The organism is Methylobacterium sp. J-067, from assembly GCF_022829465.1.
GTDB lineage: Bacteria > Pseudomonadota > Alphaproteobacteria > Rhizobiales > Beijerinckiaceae > Methylobacterium > Methylobacterium litchii.
Genome location: NZ_JAKSXZ010000067.1, coordinates 12992 through 33982, shown reverse-complemented (window position 1 = coordinate 33982; position 20991 = coordinate 12992). Strand labels below are relative to the sequence as shown.

The 20991-nt window shown below is 68.3% G+C and carries 22 protein-coding genes; 12 read left to right on the top strand and 10 right to left on the bottom strand.

The genetic code is table 11. The features are described from left to right. Window positions 1–292 precede the first annotated feature (292 nt). Genes MKK52_RS07280 through MKK52_RS07260 form a run of 5 tightly spaced genes read right to left on the bottom strand, consistent with a single transcriptional unit; the run spans window position 293 to window position 4538 of the window. Window positions 293–1165 carry an HpcH/HpaI aldolase/citrate lyase family protein gene (locus tag MKK52_RS07280; RefSeq protein WP_243953155.1) on the bottom strand — a complete coding sequence of 291 codons (873 nt, stop codon included), beginning with the start codon at window positions 1163–1165 and terminating at the stop codon, window positions 293–295. A gap of 26 nt (window positions 1166–1191) precedes the next feature. Continuing rightward, a complete protein-coding gene (locus MKK52_RS07275; protein ID WP_243953154.1) occupies window positions 1192–1974 on the bottom strand; it encodes an ABC transporter permease in 783 nt (260 codons plus the stop codon). 11 nt (window positions 1975–1985) lie between these two features. Next, a complete protein-coding gene (locus tag MKK52_RS07270; RefSeq protein ID WP_243953153.1) occupies window positions 1986–2735 on the bottom strand; it encodes an ABC transporter permease in 750 nt (249 codons plus the stop codon). Further along, window positions 2732–3571, bottom strand: a complete 840-nt coding sequence (locus tag MKK52_RS07265; RefSeq protein ID WP_243953152.1) for an ABC transporter ATP-binding protein — start codon at window positions 3569–3571, stop codon at window positions 2732–2734. The genes MKK52_RS07270 and MKK52_RS07265 overlap by 4 nt, the downstream gene beginning before the upstream one ends. 7 nt (window positions 3572–3578) lie before the next feature. Continuing rightward, window positions 3579–4538: an ABC transporter substrate-binding protein gene (locus MKK52_RS07260; RefSeq protein ID WP_243953151.1), complete on the bottom strand. Its 960-nt coding sequence runs from the start codon at window positions 4536–4538 to the stop codon at window positions 3579–3581. Window positions 4539–4801: 263 nt separating this feature from the next. Here MKK52_RS07260 and MKK52_RS07255 point away from each other — a divergent pair, with 263 nt between their 5' ends. The 3 genes from MKK52_RS07255 to MKK52_RS07245 are packed head-to-tail and all read left to right on the top strand — an operon-like array spanning window position 4802 to window position 7645. After that, window positions 4802–5677 (top strand): 3-keto-5-aminohexanoate cleavage protein, encoded by an 876-nt coding sequence (locus MKK52_RS07255; RefSeq protein ID WP_243953150.1) that lies wholly within the window; start codon window positions 4802–4804, stop codon window positions 5675–5677. A gap of 31 nt (window positions 5678–5708) precedes the next feature. Further along, window positions 5709–6932: a CaiB/BaiF CoA transferase family protein gene (locus MKK52_RS07250; protein ID WP_243953149.1), complete on the top strand. Its 1224-nt coding sequence runs from the start codon at window positions 5709–5711 to the stop codon at window positions 6930–6932. Window positions 6933–6943: 11 nt separating this feature from the next. Continuing rightward, window positions 6944–7645 (top strand): GntR family transcriptional regulator, encoded by a 702-nt coding sequence (locus tag MKK52_RS07245; protein WP_243953148.1) that lies wholly within the window; start codon window positions 6944–6946, stop codon window positions 7643–7645. Between the two features lie 14 nt (window positions 7646–7659). Here MKK52_RS07245 and MKK52_RS07240 read toward each other — a convergent pair whose 3' ends face one another. Further along, a complete protein-coding gene (locus tag MKK52_RS07240; protein WP_243953147.1) occupies window positions 7660–8370 on the bottom strand; it encodes a nitroreductase in 711 nt (236 codons plus the stop codon). A gap of 139 nt (window positions 8371–8509) precedes the next feature. On the opposite strand from MKK52_RS07240, the gene MKK52_RS07235 reads away from it, so the two are divergent. From MKK52_RS07235 to MKK52_RS07195, 9 genes are read left to right on the top strand one after another with little or no spacing between them, the layout of a single operon-like run. Beyond that, window positions 8510–9766 carry a CaiB/BaiF CoA transferase family protein gene (locus MKK52_RS07235; protein WP_243953146.1) on the top strand — a complete coding sequence of 419 codons (1257 nt, stop codon included), beginning with the start codon at window positions 8510–8512 and terminating at the stop codon, window positions 9764–9766. Further along, window positions 9763–10632: a branched-chain amino acid ABC transporter permease gene (locus tag MKK52_RS07230; RefSeq protein ID WP_243953145.1), complete on the top strand. Its 870-nt coding sequence runs from the start codon at window positions 9763–9765 to the stop codon at window positions 10630–10632. The genes MKK52_RS07235 and MKK52_RS07230 overlap by 4 nt, the downstream gene beginning before the upstream one ends. Continuing rightward, window positions 10629–11615: a branched-chain amino acid ABC transporter permease gene (locus MKK52_RS07225; protein WP_243953144.1), complete on the top strand. Its 987-nt coding sequence runs from the start codon at window positions 10629–10631 to the stop codon at window positions 11613–11615. The genes MKK52_RS07230 and MKK52_RS07225 overlap by 4 nt, the downstream gene beginning before the upstream one ends. An 11-nt stretch (window positions 11616–11626) precedes the next feature. Beyond that, window positions 11627–12376 (top strand): ABC transporter ATP-binding protein, encoded by a 750-nt coding sequence (locus MKK52_RS07220; RefSeq protein WP_243928178.1) that lies wholly within the window; start codon window positions 11627–11629, stop codon window positions 12374–12376. Window positions 12377–12386: 10 nt separating this feature from the next. Continuing rightward, the gene (locus MKK52_RS07215) at window positions 12387–13322 is read left to right on the top strand and encodes a hydroxymethylglutaryl-CoA lyase (protein WP_243953143.1); all 936 of its coding nucleotides are present in this window, start codon (window positions 12387–12389) and stop codon (window positions 13320–13322) included. Window positions 13323–13352: 30 nt separating this feature from the next. Then, window positions 13353–14537 (top strand): amino acid ABC transporter substrate-binding protein, encoded by a 1185-nt coding sequence (locus MKK52_RS07210; protein ID WP_243953142.1) that lies wholly within the window; start codon window positions 13353–13355, stop codon window positions 14535–14537. Continuing rightward, complete coding sequence (locus MKK52_RS07205) at window positions 14534–15295, top strand: ABC transporter ATP-binding protein (protein ID WP_243953141.1); 762 nt, start codon at window positions 14534–14536, stop codon at window positions 15293–15295. The genes MKK52_RS07210 and MKK52_RS07205 overlap by 4 nt, the downstream gene beginning before the upstream one ends. 11 nt (window positions 15296–15306) lie before the next feature. Then, window positions 15307–16287, top strand: a complete 981-nt coding sequence (locus MKK52_RS07200; RefSeq protein ID WP_243953140.1) for an HpcH/HpaI aldolase/citrate lyase family protein — start codon at window positions 15307–15309, stop codon at window positions 16285–16287. Further along, a complete protein-coding gene (locus MKK52_RS07195; RefSeq protein WP_243953139.1) occupies window positions 16284–17168 on the top strand; it encodes a hypothetical protein in 885 nt (294 codons plus the stop codon). The genes MKK52_RS07200 and MKK52_RS07195 overlap by 4 nt, the downstream gene beginning before the upstream one ends. Window positions 17169–17205: 37 nt before the next feature. Here the strand turns inward: MKK52_RS07195 and MKK52_RS07190 are convergent, their stop codons facing one another. The 4 genes from MKK52_RS07190 to MKK52_RS07175 all read right to left on the bottom strand — a co-directional run bounded on the left by MKK52_RS07190 (window position 17206) and on the right by MKK52_RS07175 (window position 20990). Next, a complete protein-coding gene (locus tag MKK52_RS07190) occupies window positions 17206–18402 on the bottom strand; it encodes an ABC transporter substrate-binding protein (protein WP_243953138.1) in 1197 nt (398 codons plus the stop codon). Window positions 18403–18473: 71 nt separating this feature from the next. Then, on the bottom strand, window positions 18474–19223 hold the full coding sequence (locus MKK52_RS07185; protein ID WP_243953137.1) for an SDR family NAD(P)-dependent oxidoreductase: 750 nt from the start codon (window positions 19221–19223) through the stop codon (window positions 18474–18476). A 17-nt stretch (window positions 19224–19240) separates the two neighbouring features. Continuing rightward, window positions 19241–19981, bottom strand: a complete 741-nt coding sequence (locus MKK52_RS07180) for an SDR family NAD(P)-dependent oxidoreductase (RefSeq protein ID WP_243953136.1) — start codon at window positions 19979–19981, stop codon at window positions 19241–19243. 22 nt (window positions 19982–20003) lie between these two features. Next, window positions 20004–20990 carry a quinone oxidoreductase family protein gene (locus tag MKK52_RS07175; protein WP_243953135.1) on the bottom strand — a complete coding sequence of 329 codons (987 nt, stop codon included), beginning with the start codon at window positions 20988–20990 and terminating at the stop codon, window positions 20004–20006. Window position 20991: the final 1 nt, after the last annotated feature.

Genomic DNA, 20991 nt, shown 5'->3' with positions numbered 1-20991 from the left:
CGGGGTTCATGAATGTGGACGATAGGGTCGTTCGTTGGACTAAGTTCCTCCCGGACGACCCATAGGCGAGTTTGGGGGGGAAGCGCATTCGAGCCGTTGACACAATGGCATTAGCGGTCGTGCCCAAGCATCGGCATGACATCTGGCTCGATCTGCACAAGCTAAACGGTACCGCTCAGGCGCGGTGCCGTGACTGTTCTACGATTGCGCAAACCTGCCGAAGTGCCCGTTCTCAATCTCATCACCTCGCACTTGGCACGGGCGAGCCGCGAAGACCTGTAAATGGCATGTGTCAGTATGCGACGTCTGAGGCCTGAGCCGCGACCAGGATGCGCCGAGCTTTGTAGACGAACGGATAATCGATGAACTGGCCGTCGACGCGGATCGCCGCCGAGCCCGTACGTTCCGCCTCCTCGAAGGCCGCGACGACTTTAGTCGCCCAGGTGATCTGATCGGCGGACGGCGAGAAGGCTGCGTGCACCATGGTGATCTGATCCGGGTGGATACAAAGCTTACCCTGGAAGCCCATGGCCCGCGCCCTGGCAGCCGAGCGTGCGAAGCCGTCCGTGTCCGGCAGGTTGACCCAGACCGTATCGATCGGCGGCTCGAGGCCCGCCGCCCGCGAGGCCAGCACCATGGCGGCGCGGTAGGGGGCGAATTCGGCCTCGTCAGCCGACCATGCGATGTCCAGGTCGAGGGTGAAGTCGCCCGCCCCGAAGGCGAGGCGGTGCACCCGGGTACCGGCCTCGGCGATGGCGCGGACATTGGCGAGCCCGATGCCAGTCTCGATGATCGGCAGGAGGTCGAGGGCCCCAGGTTCCAGTCCTTGCTCCCGCTCGATCTGCTCCACGAGCCAGACCGCGGTGCGCAACTCGTCGGCCCGCTCGATCTTTGGGATCACGAGCCCGTCGACGCCGGCCCGCACCGTCGCGACGATGTCGCCGTAGCCGTACTCCGTGGAGAGAGGGTTCACCCGGACATAGCCCCGGGCCTTCCGCGGCCGCTGGAGCGCCTCCACCACGACGGCCCGAGTGGCGATCTTCTCCGCAGCGGGACAGGCATCCTCGAGATCGAGGATGACGGCGTCGGCGCCTAGGGAGAGCGCCTTCTCCGTGCGCCTCGCATGGTTGCCGGGGGCGAACAGGAACGAGCGGTAGAGGGACATGCCGGTAGTCCTTGATGGTTAGTCTGTCAGCCTCGGCCCGCACCGAGCCGGGCCACGCGCCTGTCGACGGCCAGGAGCAGCGCGCCCGCCCCGGTCGCGACAGTGACGAGGAACAGGGCGAGGGCGATCAGCAGACGGACGTCGTTCGTCTCCATTGCCCGGATCACCATGTGTCCGAGACCTCGTTGCGAGGCGAACATCTCGCCGATCAGCGTGCCGAGGAGGGTCAGGGAGAAGCCTACCCGCAGGCCGGAGACGATGCCGGGCAGGCAGGCGGGCAGAATGATGTGGCGGGCGGTCGCCAAGGGGCCGAGCCGGAGCGAACGCGCGGTCCGGAAATAGACCGGCCGCACGCCCCGGACCGCGGCCATGGTGAACAGGGCGACCGGCACGATCCCGTGGATGGCGCCGAAGGCGACCCGCGCGGGCATGCCGAGGCCGAAGAACAGCAGGATCACCGGGTAAAGGGTGATCTTCGGGATTGAGTAGAGCGCCGTCAGGATAGGTTCCGCGACCTCGCCGGTCAGGCGGTGGGCACCCAGCATCATGCCGATCGCCAGTCCGCTCGCCCAGGCGATGGCCAGCGCCAGCGAGAAGGCCCTAGTCGTCTCCCAGACACTCGCCCGGAACTCGGGATCCGCGAAGAGCCCGCCGAGATAGCCGATCGTATCGACGGGGCCGGTGAGGACCTGCGGGCCGACCCAGCGCGCGGCCAGTGCCCAGAGCGCGGCGGAGGCGCCCACGAGGACGACGGTATCCAGAGGCCCGGCGATGCGACCGGTCTTGAGAGGCTTGGCCGCGGGCGTCACGGGGAACCTCCTCAGCGGGTCAGGCGCGCGTGGAGCCGCTTCTCGTGCGACCACAGCAGCATGTTCACGGTGACGACCGCGCAGATCAGAATCAGCATCAGGCCGTACATCGTGGCCGTCTCGAAGCTCTGGTAGGCAAAAGCGATCCGGTAGCCGAGACCGGAGCCCGAGAGGATGAACTCCCCAGCAACGACGCCGATGAAGGCGTAGACGATCGTGAGCTTGACGCCTGTGAAGAGGTAGGGCGCGGCGGCCGGCAGGATGACGAGGCGCAGCGTCTCCATGCGCGTCAAGCGCAGGCTTGCCGCCGTGCGCAGCAGGATCGGGCGCACGCTCAGGAAGCCGTCGACGGAGGCGATGGCCATCGCCACGAACGCGAACACGAAGGCTACCGCTACGAGGGGCCAACGGTTCAGCCCGAACAGCACGATGAACAGAGGATAGAAGATGAAGGACGGCACTGCGTAGTAGCTCGCCAGGAACGGGTCGGCGGCCCGCTTGAGCCGGGGCAGCCGGTAGAGCAGCACGCCTAGCGCGAAGCCTGCGACGACGGAGAGAAGGGCCGCGCCCGCCACCGTCGCGAAGGTGACGAGGATGTCGCGGGTGTACTCGCCGGAGGTGAGGATGCGCAGCGCGGAGGTGGCCATCTCGCTCGGAGGCGAGAGACTGAACCGGTCGATGGCGCCCAGGCGGCAGGCCGCCTCCAGGGCGCCGAGCGCGGCGGCGATGATGCCGGTACGAAGGAGCCCGGCCCGGGTCACGGCGCGGCCCGCATCGCCTTGAGGGATTCCTCGCGCAATTGCCGCCAGATCCGCGCGGTGATCGCGCCGAAGCCAGGATCGGCGGCGAGGCGGCTGTCGCGATCGCGGGCCCAGCCGGTCTCGATCACGTCGATGAACCGGCCGGGCCGGGCGGACATCACGCCGATCCGATCGGAGAGCAACGCCGCCTCGTCGAGAGAATGGGTGATGAGGAGGATCGTAGCGCCAGTCTCGCGCCACAGGCGAAGCAACTCGTCGCCCATGAGGAGCTTCGTCTGCTGATCGAGGGCGCCGAAGGGCTCATCGAGAAGGATCAGACGGGGGCGCATCACCAGGGTGCGGGCGATGCAGACCCGCTGTCGCATTCCGCCGGAGAGCTGCGCTGGGAAGGCGCTCGCGAAGTCCGACAGGCCGATGAGGGCGAGCGCCTCTTCCACGCGCGGGCGCAGTTGGGCCTCGGGCGTCTTCAGCCGGCGCAGCCCGAAGGCAGCGTTGTCGAACACGCTGAGCCAGGGGAAGCTCGAATCCTCCTGGAACACGACCCCGACCCCATCCGGGACCGTGCCCGCGACCGGCTTTCCCTCGAAGGTGACGCTGCCCGCGCTAGCCGGGGAGAGCCCGGCTAGGATGTCGAGGAGGGTGGACTTGCCGCAACCCGAAGGCCCGACCACGGAGAAGAACTCGCCCGGCGCGAGGTCGAGATCCAAGGGGCCCAGCGCCTGAAGCGGAGGCCGTCCGTTGGCACCCGGGAAGATCCGCGTCAGGCCGCGAACGGCCACGTGCGCCGCCTGCGCCGTCACGGGCTCGCCGAGGGGGATCTGCGCATGCAGGCCCATCGCCGCCTCACTTGCGCTTTAGGTCGTCGGGCAGGGCGACCTCCGAGACCACCTTCGCCCAGTCGATCGGCTTGTCGTCGACCGCCCCGACGCTCTGCAACGTCCGCAGGGAGGTCTCGAGGCCCTCGTAATCGATGTCGCCCCGGCTCCAGTAGTTCACGCCCTTCACGGTCAGGACGTTCTGGACCGCCTCGCGAAAGATCTCAGGCTCCATCCGGAACTCCTTCGCCGCGATAGCGGCTGCGGCGTTCGGATCGGCGTAAATGGCATCGACCCCGCGGCGGCGGGCCTCGATGATCGCGCGGACGAGGTCAGGATGCTTTTCGAGGAAGTCGGTGCGCACGATGCCGACCGTCTGCGAGATCTTCGGAATGAAATCGGCTGAGTTGAACAGCAGGCGGTAATTGCCCTTCTCCCGGCTCCAGATCGGCTCCTGGGTCCAGGCTACGTCGACCCCCTTCTCCCGCAGGGCGGTGAGGCTCGGGCCCACACCGCCGACCGCGCGCTTGTCGACCTTCACCCCCGTCACTCGGATGATCTCGGAGAGCACCGTGTCGGTCCCTCCCTTGGGTGAGGAGTAGCCGACAGCGAGGCCGTTGAGGTCTTCGGGGCGCTTGACCCGGTCGTCATCCTTCCGGGCGATCCAGAGGATGTCGCCCACCGTGTTCACGGCGGAATTGACGATCCGGATCGGCAGGCCCTGCTTGATCGCCGCGATGGCCGCCGAGGTGGCGACTTCACCGTAGGGAAGGTCAGAGGCCAGCGCATTGCGCACACTGGTGCCGCCGCCCTGAGAGGTGAGGAAGCCTGGTGTTTCTATGCCGGCGGCCTTGAAGGCATCCTTCGCCTTCGCGACCGCGTAGGGCACGCCGTACATCGACACGCCGTAATGGGTCACGGTGATCTCGGCCGCGGGGGCGGCACGGGCGGCGAGGCCCGTGCCGAGCGCGAGCGTAACGGCAGCCATACGGCGCCAGCCTGCGAGCATCGCTTCCTCCCATGTCCGGCCGACGATTCGGGGCCGTGCCGCGTCCGCGCGGCTGTGCGGCGGGTCTGATGCCTACCGTCGGCAAGAAACCTGACACGCCCTCTGTTTGCATGCAACAGGAGATCAAATCACCGATTTTGACACTCGGACCAGCTTGTCATAGCCGCCTGATAATGAGATTGCATACAACCTGACCGACGCGGCCGATACGAGCCGCGCGGCGGAGGGAACGCGGAGCGGCGATGGACAAGCTCATCATCGAGGTGCGCGCCAACGAGTACATGCCCCGGGACGTGAACCCGAATGTGCCGTTCACGCCCGCGGAACTCGCCCGCGACGCCGCCGCGGTCGAGGCGGCCGGCGCCTCGATAATCCATTTCCATGCCCGGGACGACGACGGCGCCCCCGCCCATGCCTACGAGCGCTACCGGGACTCGATCCGAGCGATCCGCGAGGCGAGCCGGCTCATCGTCCACCCGACACTCGGCCAGATCACGATCAAGGGCGACGAGGCCCGGGTGGCGCACATCCCGCGCCTCGTGGCCGACGGGCTGAAGCCGGAATTCGGCTCGGTCGATCTCGGCAGCACCAACATCGACATCTACGATTACGAGACGAAGAGCTTTACCTCGCAGGATAAGGCCTACGTCAACTCCACCCGCACGCTGACCTTCCTTCTGAAAGCCTTCCAGGAGGTCGGGGTCCGCCCGGTGATCGCCTGCTGGAGCGTACCGTTCGTGCGCACCATCGACGCGTTCGTCGATATGGGCCTGCTGCCGGAGCCGGTCTTCGCCCTGCTGATTCACAGCGGCGGCGGACAATTCGGTGCCCACCCGCCGACGCCCGCGGGGCTGCGGGCCTATCTCGACTGCCTCCCGCCGCGAAACATCGTCTGGTCGGTCTCGGCCAAGCCCGGCAACTTGTTCGCCACTGCGGCGCAGGCGATCCAGCTCGGCGGCCACGTCTCGATCGGCATCGGCGACCATACCTATGCCGAACTCGGCACCCCGACGAACGCGGAGCTGGTCACGCGGATCGTAGAAATCGCCCGCGCCTGCGGTCGGACGGTCGCCACCCCGGACGAGGCCCGCCGCATCCTCGGGCTCGACCCGCGCTGAACCCATCCACGAACAGGTTTGAGGACAGGATATGAGCGAGGCTAAGGTCACCACGTCCCGCGACGGCGCTCTGACCGGTCTGAAGGTGCTCGACATTGGCACCTTCATCGCCGCGCCCTTCGCCGCGACCCTGATGGCCGAGCACGGGGCCGACGTGCTGAAGGTCGAGTTGCCGAATGTCGGCGATCATGCCCGCCGCCTCGGCACCCCGAGCGAGGCCGGCGACACCTTCGTGTGGCTGAGCGAGGCTCGCAACAAGCGTTCCGTCACCCTCGATCTGCGCAAGCCCGAGGGCGTCGACCTGTTCAAGCGCCTCGTCGCCCAGGCCGACGTGGTTTGCGAGAACTTCCAGGCCGGCACACTGGAGAAGTGGGGGATCGGCTGGGACGAGCTGAGGGCGGTGAACCCGAAAATCATCCTGCTGCGCATTTCCGGCTACGGGCAGAACGGTCCCTATGCCAACCGCCCCTGCTTCGGCCGCATCGCCAATGCCTTCGGCGGGATCTCCTTCCTCTCGGGCGAGGCCGACCGGCCGCCGGCCCAGCCGGGTTCAGCCACCCTCTCGGATTACATGGCTGGGCTGTTCGGTGCCTACGCGGTGCAGCTGGCGCTGCGCGCCCGCGACCGGGACGGGAAAGGCCAAGTGATCGACGTCGCCCTCTACGACGGCATCTTCCGCATCCTCGACGAGGTCGCCCCCGCCTACCAGAAGGGCGGCTACGTCCGCCGCCGGGACGGGGCCGAGACGCCCATCGTCGTGCCTCACAGCCACTTCCCGACCAGCGACGACCGCTGGATCGCCATCGCCTGCACCAACGACCGCATCTTCGGTCGCCTCGCCACGCTGATGGAGCGGCCCGACCTCATGGAGGACCCGCGCTACGCCACCAACGCGGCGCGCCTGAAGAGCCGGGGCGCGGTCAACGGCATGATCGCCGACTGGACCTCGACCATGACACGCGACGAGGCGCTGTCGCGCTGCTCCGAGGCCGAGGTGCCCTGCGGCCCGGTCTACGGCATCGACGAGATCTTTGAGGACCCGCACTACGCTGCCCGCGGCAACATCCTGCGGGTCGAGGATCCCCGCATCGGGGAAATCGCGATCCCGAACGTCGTTCCGACCCTGACCGGCACGCCCGGCGCGGTGCGCTGGCTCGGGCCGACGCTCGGTGAGCACACCGAGACGGCCTACGGCGAGTGGCTCGGTCTGACGCCTGAACAGGTCGCCGACCTGCGCAGCCGCGGCGTCGTCTAGGTGCGGGCGCGATGACCCAGCCCATCGCACAGGCGCTGAGCGCGCGGCTGCGCGACATGATCCTCGCGGGGGAATTCCAAGCGGGCCAGCACCTGCGCGAGGTGCAGCTCGCCCAGCTGTTCGGCGCCTCGCGCACTCCCGTCCGGCTGGCGCTGGCCGCCAACGAGAAGGACGGGCTCCTCGAATACAGCCCCAACCGCGGCTACGTGGTGCGGCCCTTCGCCGGGGAGGACATCGCCGCCGCCTTCGAGATGCGGGCGCAGATCGAAGGTCTCGCTGCCCGCAAGGCCGCCGAGCGCGGGCTCTCTCCGGAGGCCGCCCGCCGCATCGCCGAGACGATCGACACGGATGCCCGGGTCCTCTCCGGCGACGCCCCCCTCGACGACGGGGCCAGGGAGGCGTGGCGGGCCAACAACGCCGTGTTCCACAAAACGATCATCGAGGCCGCCGACAACCGGTTCATCGGTCCGGCGCTCCAGACCGTGCAGCGGATCCCCGGCGTCTACCCGCCGGTCCTCGCCTCCTACGACCCGGTGTTGCTGCGCAAGTACAATGGCCACCATCGGCGCATCGGCGAGTGCATCCTCGCCCGGCAGGGCACGCGGGCCGAGTTCCTGATGCGCGAGCACGTCTTCGAGGCCGGCGAGGACATCCTCACCTCCCTCCATCCGGCGCACGGGCCGACCCAGGACCTGGCGGGGGCCGCCGAATGAATCGGGCCCTGCGCTCACTCCCCGTGGAAGGTCGTGAATTCCGCGACCGGGGCACGCTCCGAGCGCAGGGCGTTGGCGGGCTCGTCCGGGTCCCGGTGGCCGAGCGCCATGCCGCAGACCACCATCTCGTCCCCGCCGACGCCGAGTTCCCGGCGCACGATGCCCGGATAGCTCGCGATGGCCGCTTGGGGGCAAGTGTCGAGGCCCGCAGCCCGCGCAGCGATCATCAGGGTCTGCAGGAACATGCCGTAATCGATCCAGCTGCCCTGCTCCAAGTCCCGGTCGATGGTGAAGACGAGACCCACGGGCGCACCGAAGAAGCTGTAGTTGCGTCCGCGCTGCCGCAGCGACGCCTCCCGGTCGCCCCGGGCGACGCCGGTCAGTTCGTAAAGCTGCCAGCCGACCCGGCGGCGGCGGTCGAGGTAGGGGGCGCGCCACGTCAACGGGTAGTACTCGTATTCCCGCGCCTCCGGCTCCCCCGCGAAATGGGCGACCGACAGGGCGATGGTCAGGCGGGCGAGGGCCGCGCCTGTCACGACATGGGCCTTCCACGGCTGGATGTTGCTGCCGCTCGGGGCCCTCGCGGCCAGTGCCAGCAGCCGCTCGACAATGCCCCGGTCGACTGGGCGGTCGAGGAAGCCGCGTACGCTCATACGTCCCTCGATCGCCCGGACCACGACCTCGAAGCCGGCCGCCTCGCCCTGCGCCGCGCTGGTCCCGCCCATCCGCATCCTCCCAAAATCAGCGCCGGCAATGAGGAGGCGCTTGAATGATATAAAAGACTATCATACGGTCAATTGCGTAGCTAAATCAAGTAGACGTCGTGTATTCCGCAAATATAACGGGAGCGCGTAGAGGAAGCGCATGAGCGAGATCAAAGCCGCCGGGGGCAATCCCGACGTCGTAAAGCCGCTTGCCGGCTTCAAGATCCTGGATATCTCGAATTTCCTCGCGGCACCCATGTGCTCAATGTTCCTCGCCGATTTCGGGGCGGATGTCCTGAAAGTCGAGCGCCCCGAGCACGGCGACGAGGTCCGTCACTGGGGCGAGAACCGGGACGGGGTCGGGCTGTATTACAAGGTCCTGAACCGGGGGAAGCGCTCGATCACCCTCGACCTGCGCACGCCCTTCGGCGCCGAGACGGTCAAGCGCCTCGTGCGCGACGCCGACGTGATCGTCGAGAACTACCGCACCGGCACCCTGGAGAAGTGGGGGCTCGGCTATGACGTGCTCAGCGCGATCAACCCGCGCCTCGTCATGGTCCGCGTTACCGGCTGGGGCCAGACGGGGCCGCACAGCCCGCGGCCGGGCTTCGGAACGCTTGCCGAGGCCTATGCCGGATTCGTGGCGATCAACGGCGAACCGGACCGGCCGCCACTCCTGCCGGGCTTCGGGCTCGCCGATTCCACTACCGGCCTGATGGCCGCCTTCCTTACCGTCACCGCCCTGCACGAGGCCAAGCGCAGTGGGCGAGGCCAAGTGATCGATCTCGCGATCTACGAGACCCTGCTGACACTGCTCGGCCCGCAGGTCGTGAACTACGACCAGCTCGGCCTCGTGCAGCAGCGCTCGGGCTCGCGGCTGCCCTTCACGGCGCCGCGCAACACCTACCGTACCAAGGACGGGCATTACGTCGCCATCGCGGGCAGCGCACAGTCGACCTTCGTGCGCATCTGCGCGGCGCTCGGCCTACCGGCCCTCGTGGAGGATCCTCGCTTCGCGACCAACCGCGCCCGGCTCGTGAACGCGGCCGTCCTCGACGAGCATCTCCAGGCGGCGATCGAACGCTTCGACCGGGACGATCTGCTGTCCACCTTCATCGAGATCGGCGCCACGGCCGCCCCGGTGAACACGGTGGCCGACATCGTGGACGACCCGCACGTCCAGGCGCGGGAAAACATCGTTTCCCTCGACGATCCCGAACTCGGAGGCCGGCTGCGGATGCAGAACGTGGTCGGCAAGTTCTCGCGCACGCCGGGCGAGATCGCGGCGCCCGGCCCACGGCTCGGCGAGCACAACCGCGCGGTGCTGGTCGGCCAGCTCGGCTACACGGAAGCGGAGCTTGCCGAGGCGGGGATCGCCCTCGACGGTCCCGCCCCGGCGGCGGAGGCGGTGCAGTGAACGTCCCCGTCCTCGAACTCCTCGTGGGCGGGATCCTGCTTGGGGGGCTCTATGCCCTGATGGCGGGCGGCCTGAACCTGATCTTCGGGGTGATGCGCGTCATCAACTTCGCCCATGGCGAATTCCTGGCGATCGGGGCGCTGGTGACGGTCTCCCTCGTGGCGGGGGCGCAGATGCCCTACTGGGCCGCCCTGCTGATCGTGCCGGCCGGAGCCGCGCTGGCGGGTCTCGTCCTGCAGAAGGTGGTGATCCGCCGTCTGGTGGATGCGCCTCTGATCATGTCCCTGCTCGCCACTTATGCCGTCTCGACGGTGCTTGTGAACGTCGCGATCCTGATCTGGGGCGGCGGGTATCGGGGCCTGCCGGGCATCCTGGCCGGTTCGGTGCGGGTGGCGGGGGTCGACGTGTCCCAGTCCCGTCTCGTGGCCTTCGCGGTAGCGGTGGGCACGAGCCTCGGCGTGTGGATCTTCCTTCGGGCCACGCGCACAGGCCGGGCGATCCGCTCCGTCGCGCAGGCGCCGGAACTCGCCATCATCTCCGGCATCTCGGTCGAGCGGGTCCGAAACATCACCTTCGCGCTGGGCTCGGCCATGGCAGGGCTCGCCGGCGTGCTGATGGCCCCGACCTTCGCCTCGGACGCGCAACTCGGCTCGCGCTTCCTGATCAAAGCCTTCGCGGTGATCATCGTGGGCGGCATGGGCAGCTATCCCGGCGCGATCGCGGCGGCCATGCTGCTCGGCATCCTCGAAGTATTTGGCGGCTATGCCTTCGGGCAGGTGATCGGCTCGGCGATGCTCTACCTCGTCATGCTCGCCGTCCTCCTCATCCGGCCCCGCGGCCTGTTCGGCGCGCAGGTGCGCGTATGAAGACGCTCGCCCTCCTCCTGGCGCTCGTCGCGCTTCTGGCCGTCCTGCCCTTCGTCGGCAGCGACTACGCCCTGTCCTTCACCATCCAGATCCTGATGTTTACGTCGCTCGCCTACTCGTGGAACATCATCGGCGGCTACGCGGGCTACACCCATTTCGGTCAGGTCGCCTTCTTCGGGCTCGGCGCCTATGTCGGCGCCCTGCTCGTGGGCGCGGGCTGGCACTGGCTGGCGGCGGCGGCCGCCGCAAGCCTCGCCGCCATCGCCCTCGCACTGGTGCTCGGCAGCGCGATGCTGCGGCTCAAGGGCTCGTTCTTCGCCATCGGCATGTACGGATTGGCACGCGTCGGAGAGAATTTCGCTCTCGGCTTCGACGGTATCACCCAGGGCGGCACCGGCCTCTACCTCACGCCCACGGACCTGACGCCGATCTATGCCGTGCTGGCGGCCATCGCCCTGGCGCTCATCGCCTTCACCCACCGGCTCGACAATGCCCGATTCGGCCTGCAACTCCTCGCCATCCGCGAGGACGAGACGGCGGCCGAGGCGCTCGGCGTGCGCACGACGCGGCTCAAGATCACGGCCTTCATGATCTCCGCCGCCGCCCCCGGCGCGGTCGGAGCGCTGTACGCCAGCTATCTCGCGTTCATCGATCCCGCGACCGCCTTCGCGCCGATGACCGAGCTGACCACCATCGCGATGGTGCTGCTCGGCGGGCTCGGCACCGTGCTCGGGCCGCTTGTCGGTGCGGTGGTGCTGTCCGTCGTCAACGAACTGCTGTGGTCGCGCTTCCCTGAACTCTACCTCGGGCTCGTCGGCATCATCATCCTCGGCGCGGTGCTGTTCATGCCCCGCGGTATCGTCAACGCCTTCGCCAAAAGGCGCTGGCGCTGGGTCTCAGCGCCCCGCGCCGGCCTGCGCCGGCTGGCGGATGCCGCCCGCCCCGTCCCGGCGGCCTCCCCCGCCCGGACCCCGGCAGAGTGAGGCCGCCCGCGATGAGTACCCTGACGCTGGCCGCCCCGCGGAGTACCGCCCCCGGCCTCCGGGACGACATCCTCGTCGTCGAGGGCGTGTCGAAACGCTTCGGCGGCCGAATCGCCCTCGATGCGGCGAGCCTCGAAGTCCGGCGCGGCTCGATCACCGGGGTGATCGGCCCCAACGGCTCGGGCAAGTCGACCCTGTTCAACATCGTGGCGGGTGCGCTTCCGCCGGATGGTGGCCGGGTGCGCATCAACGGCCGCGACACGACCCGGCACGGGCCGGCACAGGTCTGCCGAGAGGGGGTCGGGCGGACCTTCCAGATCAGCCGGCTCTTCTCCGAGATGACGGTGCTGGAGAACCTCGTCGCCATCGCCCACGGCAAGAGCGACGTGGAGGCGGTCGAGCGGGCGAGGGAGCTTCTCGATTTCCTCGAGATCGCCGGCCTACGCGACAAGTGGGGCTCCGAGCTGAGTTACGGCCAGCGCAAGCTCGTGGAGATCGCCCGGGCGCTGATGCTCGAACCGACCCTGATGCTCCTCGACGAGCCCTTCGCCGGCATCAATCCGCGCCTGCAGAACCGGATCGTCGAGCATCTGGACGCCCTGCGCCGCAATGGCCTGACCCTGTTCTTCATCGACCACGAGATGCGCATCGTCCTGGAGGTCTGCGACGAACTCTATGTGCTCGCCGAGGGGCGGGTGATCGCGCGCGGTGCGCCGGAGGCCGTGCGGGCCGATCCGGCCGTCGCCGAAGCGTATTTCTGAGGTGGCGCCCATGCGGATCCCCGACCGCGTCCTCGTTTCCGAAGTGGCACCGCGCGACGGTCTCCAGAGCCTTGGGCGGTGGATCGAAACGGAGGCCAAGGTGGCGATGGTCGACCGCCTGAGCGAGGCGGGTTTTCCGGTGATCGAGGTGACGGGCTTCGTCCATCCCCGCGTCATTCCAGCGCTGCGGGATGCCGAGGAGGTCTGTGCCCGCATCCGCCGTCGGCCCGGCACCATCTACCGCGCCCTCGTCCCGAACGCCCGAGGTGCCGAGCGTGCGCGGGGGGCAGGGCTCGATGAACTCCTCGGCCTCGTCACGGTGAGCGAGACCTACCTGCGCAAGAACCAGAACATGACGCAGGACGAGGCCGTCTCCGAGGCGGCTTCCGCCTTCCGCATCGCCGATGCGGCGGGGCTTGGCTTCGTCATGGCGGTGGGTGTCGCCCTGTGGTGCACCTACGAAGGGGCGATCCCCGACGACCGGACGGTGGCGCTGGTCGGGCGCCTCCGCAACGCCGGCATCCGCCGCTTCTACATCGCGGGCTCCGCCGGCCTAGAGGATCCCCGGCAGGTTGGCCGCGTCTTCGGCCGGCTCACCGACGCCCATCCCGATTGCACCTTCGGCTACCACGTCCACGACCTCGCCGGGATGGCGTCGGCGAACATCCTGGCGGCGCTGGATGCCGGCGCCGCCTTCATCGAAAGCGCGGTCTGCGGACTGGGCGGCGGCATCGCCATGCCGGGGCAACTCGGGTCGGTGGGCAACATCCCGACCGAGGACCTCGTCGCGATGCTCGACGCCATGGGTGTCGCGACAGGCCTCGATCCGAAAGCCGTGCAGGCCGCCGCCCGCGACGTGGCCCGCATCCTCGACATCACACCCCGAAGCCGCGCGGCCGCCGGCCTGACGCGCTGGGATATCCTGAACGAGCCCAAGGCCGTCTGAAGCGGTCGAAGACGAGAGGGGAGGAACACCATGGTGACACCCACGCGCCGGAGCGCGACCGCCGGCCTGATTGGACTCGCGGCAACCGGATGGACGGCACGCGCCCGGGCGGCCGAGCCCCTGCGGATGGGCTTCGCGGTCTCCCAGAGTGGGAATCTCGCGGATTCAGGCGAGTTGTTCAAACGTGGCGTCGACCTCTGGAAGGATAGCATCAACGCGAGGGGCGGCCTCCTCGGGCGCCCGGTGGAGATTGTGGTCTACGACGACCGCAGCGACCCTGCGACCGCCGCCCGACTCTATGAGCGGCTGATCACCGGCGACAAGGTCGAGCTTCTGCTCTCGCCGTGGGGCTCGGCCTCCTGCGCCACCGCGAGCGCAGTGGCGGAGAAGCACAAGCGCGTTTTCCTCAACGCGGGCGGCGCCTCGGAATCGATCCACCTGCGCGGATTCAAGTACGTATTCCAGTCGGCGCCGGCCATCGGCGCCTACGTCTCCGGCGTGGCGCCGATGGCGACCCGGCACGGCTTCAAAACCATCGCCGTCGTTTCCCGGGACTACCCGGCCGCTCGCGACATGAGCAAGGCGCTGGAGAAGATCGCGGCGGAGAACGGCCTAAAGATAGACTCCGTCGAGTACTTCCCCGCCGGGACTACCGATTACTCGTCCAACATCGCCCGTGTCCGTCAAGCGAATTCCGACATCTGGATCGGCATCGGCTACCCCAACGAGGCGATCGAGATGGTCCGCCAGTTCCGGGCGGTGAACTACCTGCCCAAGATGTTCATCCACAACGGCCCGGCGCAGGACGACTTCGCCGCCGCCACTGGAAAGGATGGCGAGTACGTGATCGCCATCTCGCTCTACGAGCCGGTGCTCAAGACCGAGGGCAATGCCGAGTTCGTCGCCGCCCACAAGGCCAAGTACAAATCGGAGCCCGGCTACTACGCCGCCTTCTCCTATCAAGGTGCCACAGTGCTCGAGCGAGCGGTGACCAAGACCGGCAGCTTCGATCAGGACAAGATCCGCGAAACCCTGACGACCTTCGAGACCGACGGCGTCATGGGACACCACAAGGTCGATCCCAAAACCTACGTGCAGATCGGGCTGAAGGGGCTCCTCGACCAGATCCGCGGGGGCAAGCGCGAGATCGTCTGGCCGGACGATCTCAAGACCGCCGACGCAGTGCTGCCCATGCCCGGCTGGGACAAGCGATGAGCGCCGCCTCGCCCCTCGAACTGGAGGCGCTCACTACGGGCTACGGCGACGTGGCGGTGGTGCGCGAGGTCTCGATGCGCTTCCCCACGGGGCTGATGAGCGCGATCATCGGCTCCAACGGGGCCGGCAAGTCGACGGTCATCAAGGCGGCAGCGGGGCTGCTGCCGGTCTGGTCGGGGACGGTCCGCGTCGATGGAACCGACGTGACCCGTGAGGCGGCCCACCTGCGTCTGGGACGGGGCCTCGCCTACGTCCCGCAGGGGCGGATCGTCATCCCGGAGATGAGCGTGCGGGACAACCTCGAACTCGGGGCACACATCCTGGGAGGCGACCGGACGCGCATCGCCCACGCAATCGAGCGCCTCGTCGCCCTGTTCCCGATCCTCGGGACCCGGCTGCGCCAGCAGGCCGGCACCATGTCCGGTGGCGAGCAGCAGATGCTCGCCATTGCCCGTGCGCTAATCACCGAGCCGCGCTTGATCATTCTGGACGAGCCCTCCCTCGGCCTCTCCCCTAAGCTCGTGGACGTCGTGTTCGACAAGCTCGCGGAGGTGTGCGCGAGCGGCCTCACCGTCATCATGGTCGAGCAAAAGGCGTCCCGCGCCCTGGCCATCGCCCACCGGGGCTACGTTATGCACGGGGGCCGGGTCGCCTACGAGGGCGAAGCGGGTTCGCTGCTCGCCGACGAGAACGTCAAGCGCCTGTTCCTCGGGGAGGTGCCAGAGGACCTGGAGCGCATGATCGACGCCGTCGCCTGAATCGGATTGCCATGCCCCAATCTTCGAACCCCGTCCGCCTGCAGCGCTCGGAACTCGCGGTCCCCGCGACATCGGAGAAATTCTTCGCGAAAGCTGCTGCCGGCTCGGCCGACGCGGTGTTTCTCGATCTGGAAGACGCCGTCGCCCCTGAGCGTAAGGACGCGGCGCGGGCCGCCGCGATCCTCGCTCTCAACGACCTCGACTGGGGTGACAAGACACTTGCGGTGCGGATCAATGGGCTCGACACCCCCTGGGCACACCGCGACATCATCGACGTAGTGTCCGCTTGTCCCCGCCTCGACTTGATCCTCCTGCCCAAGGCTGAATCCGCCTTCGACGTACGCTTCGTGGATCAACTCCTGACCGGCCTGGAGCGGGAGCATGCCAGGGCGAAGCGCGTCGGAATCGAGGTGCTGATCGAGACCACCAAGGGCGTGGCCCATGTCGAGGAGATCGCCGCCGCCTCCGGCCGGCTGGAAGCCTTGATCTTCGGGGTTGGCGACTACTCCATCGAGATGCGCACGTTCGACACCACCTTCGGTCAGCCGAACCCCGGCTACGCGGTGCGCACCCAGGGGGAGGGACCGCCTCAGCGACACTGGAACGACCAGTGGCACTTCGCCCTCGCTCGCATCGCCAACGCCGCCCGCGCCTACGGCCTGCGTCCGATCGACGGCCCCTACGCCAACTTCGCGGACGAGGAGGGCTACCGGAATTCCTGCGAGCGTGCAGCAGCACTCGGCTTCGAGGGCAAGTGGGCAATCCATCCCTCCCAGGTGGCGATCGCCAACGCGGTGTTCTCGCCCTCGCCCGAACTGGTGGCCGCCGCCGAGGGCATCGAGGAGGCCCTGAACCGCTCCGTTGCGGCGGGCGCGGGCGCGGTGGGACACGGGGGCCTGCTGGTCGACATGGCCCATGCCAAGCTCGCCGCGATCCTCCTCGGCCGGCATCGGGCCATCCGCGAGCGCGACGGGCGGCGGGGCACCCGATGACCGGCATCGATCCCATCCCCGCCATCCGTGAGGAGGACGCGCAGGGAGAGACCGCGACCATGTTCGCGGATCTGCGAGCCAGCCTCGGCGTCCCATTCGTGAACCTGATCTGGCGAAACCTCGCCACGATCCCCGGTGGTCTCGCCTGGACCTGGACCCTGGTGAAGCCGCTCTACGCATCGCAGGACCTCGCGGCGGCGGCGGCCGACCTGCGTGGGATGGTCCGCCTGCCCGACCTCGAGCCGGTACCTGGACACGCCTGGGACGCCGCGGGACTCGAGGCGGAGGCCCGCACCACGATCCTGGGCTTGGTCGCCAACTACAATCACGCCAACAGTCTGAACTTCCTGGCGATGCTGGTGGCGCGCTCCGTCCTGCGGGGCGAGGGGGAGGGACAGGACGCCCCGGCCTCAGCTGCCGTGCCGGCGGCGCCCGCTCCGCCGGAACCGACGCCGAGGCTTCTCGCCATGAGCGAGCTATCGCCGCCTGTCCTGCGTCTAGTGCAGGATCTCGACGGCTTCGGCCGCCTCGGCGACAACGAGGCTATCGCCAGCCTCTATCGCCACCTCGCCCACTGGCCCCCCTATCTCGCGATGGCACGGACGGCGCTCCTGCCCCTTCACCGGTCGGGCTTCCTTGCCGCTGAGCAGAGGCGTCTGATTGAGGCCGGGCAGCGCCACGCCGTGGGCCTCGTCCGGCACGCTGCCCGGGTGCCAACCCTGGAGACGGAGGCCACCGGGCGGGCCCTGCCGGTGATCGAGGCGTTCACTCGGCTGATGATCGGGCGCATGATCGTCATGGGGACAGCCCTGCAGACGCTCGTCGCCGCTCAGCCGGCTGGCCAGCCGCCAGCCCGGGAGGATCGACCGAACGGAACATGAGGCGCGACGCCCGGGCCACGCCTCATGTAGAACCGGATCAGTTCGTCCCCTTCTTGTCCTCGGACGTGGCGACGATCGTGCCGCTGCGCACCTCGCCCATCACCGCCACGGAGGTGTCCTTGAATGCCTCGTGGTCGGCGGCGGAGAACGGCTTATCGTAGGTCATGATGAGGCCGTCGACCTTAGTGTTCAGATTCTCCAGCGCGTGCTGGATCTTCGGTCCGGCCGTGCTGCCGGCTTGGGTGATCGCAGCGGCCAGGATGTAGACCGTATCATAACCCTGTGCCGCCCAGACCGGACCGGGAATCCGGGTACCCCCCGAGATCTTGGCGAAACCGTCGATAAAGGCCTTCTTTTTCGCATCCGGGTTGGAGAGGATGATCGTCTGGGGCATCCGCGCGCCCTCGCTGTTGGCACCGGCATTCTCGATGAAGTTCGGCATCGATAGGGTCCAGGAGCCGACGATTGGCACCTTCCATCCGAGTTTGGCCATGCCGTTGGCGATCTGCGCCAGTTCCGGCCCGACGCCGTAGGTAAGAATGACGTCTGCGCCGGCCGACTTTGACCGCAGCAGTTGGGCGGTCATGTCGACGTCCTTGACGTTGAATTTCTCCACCGCGACGGGCTTGATGTCCTTCTTCTTCAGGGCGCTGACGAGATCATCGCGCCCAAGGTGTCCATAGTTGGTCGAATCTGCGAGGATCGCCGGTTTCTCGAACTTACGACGGATGATCTCATCGATGATCATGTCGACCTGGATCCGGTCTCGCAGCGACACGCGGAAGATGTAGCTCGCATCCGTATTCGGCGGTGCGAACTGTTCGGTGAGGCTCGATCCCGAGGGGCCGGGGGTAATCAGAGGGATCTGGGCTTCTTGATAGAAGCGGGCGCTCGCCAGCGCGACGCCGGTGTTGATGATCCCGACATTGGCGACGACCTTTTCCTTGCTGATCAGCTCTTGGGCGACCTGCGCCCCGACCTCGTTCTTAGCCTCGTCGTCACGCTCGACCAGTTCGAGGGGCCGGCCGAGAACGCCGCCTTTGGCGTTGATCTGGGAGACCGCGAGGCGCGCGCCATCGCGCATCGAGACACCCATCGGCCCCGACCCCCCTGTGAAAGGCCCCGACATACCGATGCGGATTGGCTCAGCGGCCTGGACGGCGAGGGAAAGCGGTGCGGCCAGCAGGGCGAGGCCGAGGGCAAGGGTGTGACGGCGGTCGAGATGGCATGGCATGAAAAGTTCCCTCCATGGGTTAAACGATTGCCTTTTCTTATATTTTTGAATCGATCCGTCGGATGGCGCCGTCAGTGGATGTGCAGGCCGCCATTTACGTCGAGTGTCATGCCGTGGACGTAGGCAGCGAGGTCGGAGGTGAGAAACAGGCAGGCACCTGCCACCTCGGCTGGTGTTCCAATCCGCCCCATCGGTGTCGCCGCGATCACGGCGGCCCGTCTCTCGGCGTCGAGGCGCCCGGCGATCAGGTCGGTCTCGATCAGGCCCGGCGCGACGGCGTTGATGCGGATCCCCTCGGCGGCGAACTCGCGGGCCATCGCCTTGACGAGGGAATGCACGCCTCCCTTGGCCGCCGAGTAATGCGCCCCACCCATGACGCCGCCCCCCCGCTCGCCGGAGACGGAGCCGATGGCGACAATAGATCCGCCGCCCCGCTCGAGCAGGTAAGGAACGACCGCCTGCGCCATGTTCAGCGCGCCGCGCAGACTGGTATCGACGACACGGTCGTAGCCCTCCTGGGTGATATCCAAGAGCTTTCGCGGTTCGCTCACCCCGGCATTGGCGACGAGGATGTCGAGCCCACCGAATGCCGCCGCAGCCTGGGCGGTCGCCGCCCGGCAGGCTTCAGGGTCACGGACATCACAGGCGAAGCCGCGATGCATCGGCCCGATTGCCGCGGCCGACTCGGCTGCTTCCGGCCCGCGCAGGTCGAGGATCGCCACCTGCGCACCGTGCTCCGCGAAGATCTTCGCGATGGCCCAGCCGATGCCCCGTGGCGAGGCGCCCCCGGTCACGACCGCGCATTTGCCTGCGAGCATCATTGGCGTGTCCCCGAAGGTCAGTGGATGTGCAGGCCGCCGTTCACGTCGAGGACGGTGCCGGTGACGAAGCTAGACAGGTCGCTTGCCAGGAAGAGGCAGGCCCCGGCGATATCCTCCGGCCGGGCGAGGCGGCCGGCCGGGGTGTTGGCGATGGCGCGGGCCCGACCGTCATCCGTCAGTTTGCCGAGGAGCAGGTCCGTCTCGACGAGGCCGGGCGAGAGGGCGTTGACCCGCACGTTGTCCGGCCCGAGCTCCCGTGCCATCGCCTTGGCCATGGCCTGCACCGCGCCCTTGGCCGCCGCGTAATGGGGCCCACCGAGGATGCCGCCGCCTCGCTGCGCGGCGACCGAACCCATGCAGACGATGACCCCGGAGCGCTGCCTCCGGAAATGCGGCACCACGGACCTGGACATGTTGTAGGTGCCGCGCACGCTCGAATCGAAGACGAGGTCGTAATCGTCCTGCGTGCTGTCCATCAGGTGGTGGGGCTGGCTGACGCCGGCATTGTTCACGAGGATGTCGAGCCGGCCGAACTCCGCCAGAACTTGCGCCACCCCCGCCTCGCAACGCGCTGCGTCGCGCACGTCGCAGGCCAAGCCGCGATGGCCCGGACCGAGGGCGTCAGCCGCCGCCTGGGCCGCGCCGGCATCGAGATCGAGGAGGGCGAGAGTCGCCCCCTCGCCGGCGAAGAGGCGGCCGCAGGCCCAGCCAATTCCTCGCACGGAGGCCGCGCCGGTGATGATCGCGACTCTGCCCATCAGAAGTCCCGGCATGGCCGCCTCACACCGTCAGGATGGTGGAGCCGGAGGTCCGGCGGCCGGCGAGATCGGCATGCGCCCGGGCCGCCTCGGCGAGGGGATAGGACTGGCCGACCGTCACCTTGATAGTGCCCTTCGCGATCAGGTCGAAGAGAGCGCCGGCGCCCTCCCGCAGATCGGCCGGGTCAGCCACGTAATGCGCGATGGTCGGACGCGTGACGAACAGCGAGCCGCGGTTGCGGATGTCGGCGAGCTTCACCGGATCGACATCGCCGGAAGGCCAGCCGAACGAGACGACCAGACCGAAGCGCGCCGCGCAGCTGAGGGACCGCTCGAAGGTCTCTTTTCCGATGCACTCGTAGACGATAGAGACGCCCTTGCCGGCGGTAATCTCCTGCACCCGGGTGACGAAGTCCTCCTCGTCCAGGGCGATGCAGTGGGTGATCCCGTGCGCCTTCACGGCCGCCCGCTTGTCGGCCGAGCCGACGGTGGCGATCACCTCCGCCCCAAGATGGGCGAGCCACTGGATGAGGATGAGCCCGACGCCCCCGGCAGCGGCGTGGACGAGGACGGTATCTCCCTTCGCGATGGGGCGCATCCGCGTGGCGAGGTACCACGCCGTGAGCCCCCGGAAGAGCGCGCCGGCGGCGGCCTCGGCGGACATGTCCTGGTCGGGCAGGCGGATCACCCGCTCCGCGGGCACGGCGCGGGCCTCCACATAGGCCCCGGCCACGGGGTAATGGTACGCGACGCGGTCCCCGACGGCGAGCCCGGTGACACCCTCGCCCAGAGCCTCCACCGTGCCGGCTGCCGAGAACCCGAGCCCAGTCGGCAGGGGCGCCGGCAATAGGCCGGAGCGCAACTGCGTGTCGATGAAGTCGACGCCGATCGCCTGCTGCCGGATGAAGACCTCACCCGCCGCCGGGCTCGGCACCGGCTCCTCCACGAGGCGCATCGCCTCGGGCGGTCCGGCCTGCTCCACCACGATCCTTTTGGCCGTCGCGCTCATC